This window comes from Armatimonas sp. (assembly GCF_031410135.1).
In the GTDB taxonomy this organism is placed as follows: Bacteria; Armatimonadota; Armatimonadia; order Armatimonadales; family Armatimonadaceae; genus Armatimonas.
In genome coordinates, this window is the sequence record NZ_JANNYP010000014.1 from 1 (window position 1) to 5997 (window position 5997).

Consider the following 5997-nt stretch of genomic DNA (forward strand, 5'->3'; position numbering starts at 1 on the left):
AGTCTCTGGAAAGCCTCTGTCAAAAGCTCGATGGAATCCCTCTGGCGCTAGAGCTGGCGGCCTCGCGGATTCGTAGCCTGAGCGTCAGCGAGATGCAAAGCCAGCTCTCCGAGAGCCTGAGGCTCCTGGCACGCCCCAACAAAAACTCGCGGCATTCGTCACTCCATGCGGCCATAGACTGGAGCTGGCGCATGCTCTCGCCTAGCCAGCAGAACTTTCTCGCGCAGCTCTCCGTGTTCCGTGGCGGGTGGAGTGTGGAAGCAGCGATCGTCATCTGCGAGCTTTCCGATGCGCAAGAGCGTCTCAATGCCCTCGCCGACGCGTCGTTGGTGGTTCATGAAGAAACGCCGACGGGCCAGACACGCTTTCGCCTGCTGGAGCTCATCCGTGCCTTTGCCGCCGAGCAGCTCACCGAGAAAGCGAGTGCTGCGGTTCAGGAAAGACACCGAACCTACTATGCAACGCAGCGCCCTGAAAGCCCCGAGGAGGAGGCCAATGTCCTTGCGGCACTAGAGTCGGCGTGTGCGGCGGAGGATGGCCTCTGTGCCTACTCCCTCTTTCTGACCTACGCCACCACGGCACTGGCGCACTTGGGAACACCGACAGCACTGGCCCTCGGGCAACGCGTTCTCTCCCTTCCCGCCCCAACGCCTCGTGAGAAGCTGGTCGCGCTCAGCCACACGGTCGCCTTTGCCGATACGTGCGGAGACACCAAGCTCGCGCAGGCACAGGCGCAAGAGGCACTCACTCTGGCAGGATCGGAGCCAGAGCTGCGTGCCATCGCGCTCTCGATCCAGGGACAGCTCGCGGTGTCAAATTACGCCCGTCCCACAGCGGTCATCCCGCTCCTGCGCGAAGCCCTAGAACTCTCGACCCAGTGCAACGACATCACAACCCAAGCCACGATCCTGCGTCGCCTCGGGATTCTCTTGATTCGCAATAAAGAGCTGGCTGAAGCAGCCACCTGCTTTGAGATTTCGGAGACGCTTTTTACATCGGTGAGGGATCTCTCGGGGGCACGCTACGCCCTTGCCAACCGTGCCCATGTCCTAGGGCAACAGGGAGATTCCGAGGGCTCTCTGGTACTCTACGCCACGTGCTTGGAACGAGCACGAAAAGAAGGCGATCTCGTCCACCAGAGTAAGCTCCTCCTCAATATCGGCTCGCTCCAGGCAGAGCTAGGACAATGGGACGACGCGCTGGGATCTGGCCAAGCCTGCATCCGTGTCTGCCAACGCATCGGGAACCTGCGGACACTTGCTTTTGCTTTCTGGAACCTCCCAGAGCCGCTACTCCATCTAGGCCGGCCCGAAACCGCCGCGCTATTGATGGCCTTCGCGGAGACCTTCTGGCTCGCCCGTTTCGATGCCCTTGGTGAAGAGGACTATGTGTACCGGGACAAGATCCTAGAAAGCAGCCACGCCACGCCGCAGCAGCGTGCCACGGGCAGCGCACTTTCCCTCACCGATGCACTCGCACTGGCACTCTCCTAAAAACCTGTGTAATAACCAACCTCTCCTCCCCAACCCTCCTCTCCCGGGCGCTCCTTCGTCGCTGGGAAAGGAGGGAGTTATGCACCAATAATCCCCTTTCCCAAGGAGGAACGACTGCCCGGGAGAGGGGTAGGGGAGAGGTTTTTACACAGGTTCTAAAAACCAGAGAGGATCTGGTCGGCGGCGACGTGGGTGCGGGTTTCCTTCTTGCCATCCGGCCAGCGAATCGTGAGGCTATCCAACGACGTATGGCGGCCAAGGCCCAGATGAATCCGGGGGTCGCTGGAGGAGAGATAGGCCGAGGCCGGAGAGACCTGCCCCACCCATTGCTCCTTGCCGACGGACGCGGTGATGGTCGCACCGTAGGCAAAACGATTACCCCTGCCTTCTGCACGGCGCAGATCCAGCGTCAGGTAGTGGTTTTTTGTCTCCGAGAGATTGTGGGCCAGAAGCGGCCTGCCTTCGTAGTCTACGGCGAGGAAGTCCATACGACCATCGTTATCGAAATCGCCAGTAGCGAGGCCACGGCCTAGGATCGGCCTGGCAAGTGCGCCTCCCAGCAGCGGAACCAGATCACGGAAGCGCTTGCCCTGCTGGTTTTGAAAGAGCATCAGCGGCTGGAGAAAGCTCGTGCTGGAGTCAATCTCGTGGGTGTTGTCATAGACATGGCCGTTGGCAAAGACCAGATCGGGGAAACCGTCGTTGTCAAAGTCGAGCCACTTGGCTCCAAACCCGAGTGGCTTATAGGTCGGGAGCGCCAGCCCAACGGCATCACTGGCCTGCTCATAGGCTCCTTTGCCTAGCGCACGATAGAGCATGTAGCTCTCGCCGGAGAAGCCCGTGACCGCAAGATCCAGCAAGCCATCACGGTCGTAGTCGGCCCAGTCGGCTCCCATGGCGGCCATGGTATGCCCCTGCATTCCGTAGGCAACCCCGCTGAGCATTCCCTCGTTGGTGAAGCGCATCCCGCCCTGATTGATCAGAAGCTCCGCTGCCATACCGTCATTGCCGATATAGAGATCCTGCCGTCCATCCCCATTGGCATCCGTAAAAGCAACCACCAGCGCCTTCCCACTGGTCTTAGGCAAGCGGCGCTCCGTGAACTTGCCATCACCACGGTTCTCCCAGAGCTCCGGGAACTCCGGCTTGTAGGCACTGGGTGGGCAGCCGCTCTTGATGCTCATCGGGTTATCGTCACAAAACTGCGGCTCACTTGGGCCAAAGACCACATAGTTTAAGAGCACCAGATCAAGACGGCCGTTGCCCACCAGATCCATAAACCCCGCGCTCGCCCCCCAGTGGCCCCGGTTGTCCCGGCGAAACCCCGACGCTTCGGTGACATCGGTAAACGCCTTGCCACCGTCGTTTTTCAGCAGCGCAAGGCACCGGTAGCCCGTGAGCACCAGATCCAGCGTGCCGTCGTCGTTGAAGTCCCCCACCGCCACGCCTTTCCAGTCGCCGGAGAGCTTGTCTAGGCCGAGCGCCTTTGTGGTCTCGATAAACGTCCCCTTTTTCTGGTTGTGGTAGAGCCGTGGATAAGGCGCAGCCACCAGCAAGATGTCCTGCCAGCCATCGTCGTCGTAGTCTATAAAGGCGCACCCCGTGCCAAATGCCTCCAGATTTCGGAGTGGGCGCGGCTGTTTGGGCCAGGTATAGTCCAGCCCCGCTGAGAGCGTCACGTCCTCAAACCCAATGCCGTCTATAAGCTTTGGCGGAACAATCACCGGCGCAGATGGCTTCTTTGGGCAGCCACTGATCAGCAGTCCCAGCGCCAAGAGCACAATGAGCAAGCTAAGGTGAGCAAGTGTTTTCACCTTATGCCTCCAGCCGCTTCTGTAGCTTAGCTCGAAAGAGTGGTGCGCTGGGGCCACTGATCCGCACGGTAACTCGATCTTTGCCGTTCGTCAGGTGCTCGGGAATCCAATATGTCTCAGCCAGGTGCCGGTGCTTTTCGACTGCCTTAGTGATGATCACAATGGGCTGTTCCTCAACCTCGACGGTGAAACGGACATCGTGATCTTGCGGTGGCCCCCAGAGGCACTCCAGATCCAGGGGAGAATCGGGCAGGGAGCGGAGCGTGAAAGAGAACCAGCCGTTTTCTTCGGCCTGACGGAACTTCCAAGCGCTGCGCTCGCCGCCGATAAAGCCTTCACCTGCAAAGTGATGGTCGCGCTCGGGCTGCATCTGGTTGGGCCAGAACTCATCAAGCTGTTTGGTGCGCTGATTATGCGCCTGAGTTTCCGTAGCGCGATAGGCCACTTCTTTCTCTGCCCACTCGTCGTTGGTAAAACTATCGAAGTAGACCGCCTGCCGCCGACCGTGGAGCTTATAGAACGGCACCAGCGAGATACCCTCACGCTCGAACGTACGGCTTACAGGATCGAGGAGCACGGGCGCGGGAGGAATCTGAGCATTGAACGGCTCACCGCCATCGGCATCGCCGGGCGGCGGCGCAGCTCCCAGATCGGCGGCAAGTACCATGGGGCCGTCTAAAAGCGCGAGTTTATCTGGTGCCCCAAGAAGGCTCTCAATGGCGGGTTTCTTGCGAAAGACCAGCTCGTCGCTTCGAATGTCTCTCCAGCGAATTGCCGAGTACCCGGCCCAGGTGGGAAGTCGCAGGCGGACGGCAATGTCCTGTGGGCCAGTGACAGTAAAGCGCACTGTTTCGCTCTCAGGAAAGGGTGTCTCCTGGCAAACCGTCAGCCCCCATTCTGGCAAATGCACCTCCGAAGCGACAAGCTGCGTTACGTAGAGCACCCGATGCTCAGCATCCGCAAAATACACCCCATCGCCGTAGCGGGTGTGGTTCTCCCAGCCGGTGCCGACGCAGCACCAGAACGAGTCCTCGGGAGTCGAGTAGTGCTTGAAGTGCCCAGAGAGCAGCGAGACGAAGTAGCAGACCATCCCATCTTCCGGGTTCTGGCTTGCCAGAATGTGGTTGATGCGCACCTTCTCCATAAAGTCCCCGTACTCGGCCTTGGACTCCCAGCAGAAGAGATGCTCGGTGAGCTTGAGCATGTTGTAGCTATTGCACGTCTCGCAGGTCGAGTGGGTCAGCCGCGCCGAGAGATCGCCTGTCGGCCCAAAGTGCTCGCCGCTCCCATGCCCCCCGATGACATAGCTATGGCTCTGGGTCACAAAGCGCCAGAAGTTCTCCGCGATCTTTCTGTACTTTTCATCCCCTGTCACTTCGTAGAGCCGGGCACAGCCAATGATCTTAGGAATCTGCGTGTTGCCGTGGAGCCCCGGAAGGCAGTCCACTCCCTCCGCGAGGGGATCAAGGACAGCGTGGTGGTAAAACTTCTCTGCCAGCTCTAAGTAGCGAGCCTCACCCGTGAGCGCGTAGAGCTCCGCAAGCGACTCGTTCATGCCGCCGAACTCGCAGCCCAGCATCGCCTGCCATTGTGCGTCGTCGAGCGTCGCGGTGACGCCTATGGCCCAGTCAGCGAGCTTGGTGACGATCTCAAGTGCGAGCTCCCCCCTCCCTCCCACCGGGTGGGGGGGACGGGGGAGAAGGGTCGCCGCATCCAGCAGCCCTGCAAAGAGCTTGTGGAGGTTGTACCACGGCACCCAACAGTCGTTGAGGTCGAAGTTTCTCGCCCGGACAATGCCCGCCCGAAGCTCTCCAAAGACCCGATCCGCGTCGGGCATGCCGCCGATAAAACCGTCACTTCGGGCCTCTTGACAGCGCTTCAGCTCTGCGAGAATCAGCGAGACGCGCTCGGCAAAGCGCTCGTCACCTGCCGCAGCAAGGCGCACACAAGCCGAGAGATAGTGCCCGAGTGAGTGCCCCGCGAGGCTCTGCTGCTCCCAGCCACCATAGGCATCGCCGCAGGTAGGGAGCCCGGCGTTTTGGTAGAAGCCATGGAGCAGATGCTTGGGGTCGAGGGCGAGCAACCAGACAGCATTACGGTCGCGGGCATCGGCAAAGGGGCCGGAGAGGAGCCGAACATGACGTGGGTCTAGAGGCGTCAGCATATCGCCTGCATTTTACTGTAAAATGCCGCCATGACACGACGAATGTTCTTTGGCATCGCAGCCACTCTTGCCCTGCTCTCCCCTGCTTCGGCCCAGACGCGCCATGCGGAAGTGGTCTATGGCCATAAGCTCGGTGTGGCACTGACAATGGACGTGACGTTCCCGGAGAAATCCAAGTCCAACGGGATCGGGATTCTCTGGATGGTGAGTGGTGGCTGGGTCTCCAGCCATAGCTCCATCAATCCCACGCTGGGGAAAGCCTTCGCAGACCGTGGCTACACGCTCTTTCAGGTCGTCCATGGCACCGTGCCAAAGTTCACACTTCCCGAGATCATGCAGGACATCCACCGCTCCGTGCGCTTTGTCCGCAGCAATGCCAGCCGCTGGGGCATTAACCCGGACAAGCTCGGTATCAGCGGGGGCAGTGCAGGCGGCCATCTCTCCACGATGATGGCGGCCTACGGTGGCCCCGGCGATCCCGCTGCCAAAGATCCCATTGACCGTGCCTCCAGCGCCGTGCAGTGCG

The 5997-nt window shown here is 60.4% G+C and carries 3 protein-coding genes and 1 pseudogene; 2 read left to right on the forward strand and 2 right to left on the reverse strand.

Going from position 1 to position 5997, the window contains the following annotated elements; genetic code table 11:
* A pseudogene (locus tag RMO15_RS00510) lies at positions 1-1493 on the forward strand (hypothetical protein); the annotation flags it as partial.
* 155 nt (positions 1494-1648) lie between these two features.
* On the opposite strand, the gene RMO15_RS00515 reads toward RMO15_RS00510, so the two are convergent.
* Positions 1649-3307 (reverse strand): CRTAC1 family protein, encoded by a 1659-nt coding sequence (locus RMO15_RS00515; protein WP_309706855.1) that lies wholly within the window; start codon positions 3305-3307, stop codon positions 1649-1651.
* A 1-nt stretch (position 3308) separates the two neighbouring features.
* Positions 3309-5471, reverse strand: coding sequence for a beta-L-arabinofuranosidase domain-containing protein (locus RMO15_RS00520; protein ID WP_309706857.1), 2163 nt, complete (start codon positions 5469-5471; stop codon positions 3309-3311).
* 30 nt (positions 5472-5501) lie between these two features.
* Between RMO15_RS00520 and RMO15_RS00525 the strand changes: the two genes are divergently transcribed.
* Positions 5502-5997 (forward strand): alpha/beta hydrolase (locus RMO15_RS00525; protein ID WP_309706858.1); only part of this gene is annotated, 496 nt, incomplete at its 3' end.

Bases quoted from the DNA above. Each gene is read 5' to 3' on its own strand.
- RMO15_RS00520 (WP_309706857.1), bottom strand. From the start codon at position 5,471: ATGCTGACGCCTCTAGACCCACGTCATGTTCGGCTCCTCTCCGGCCCC.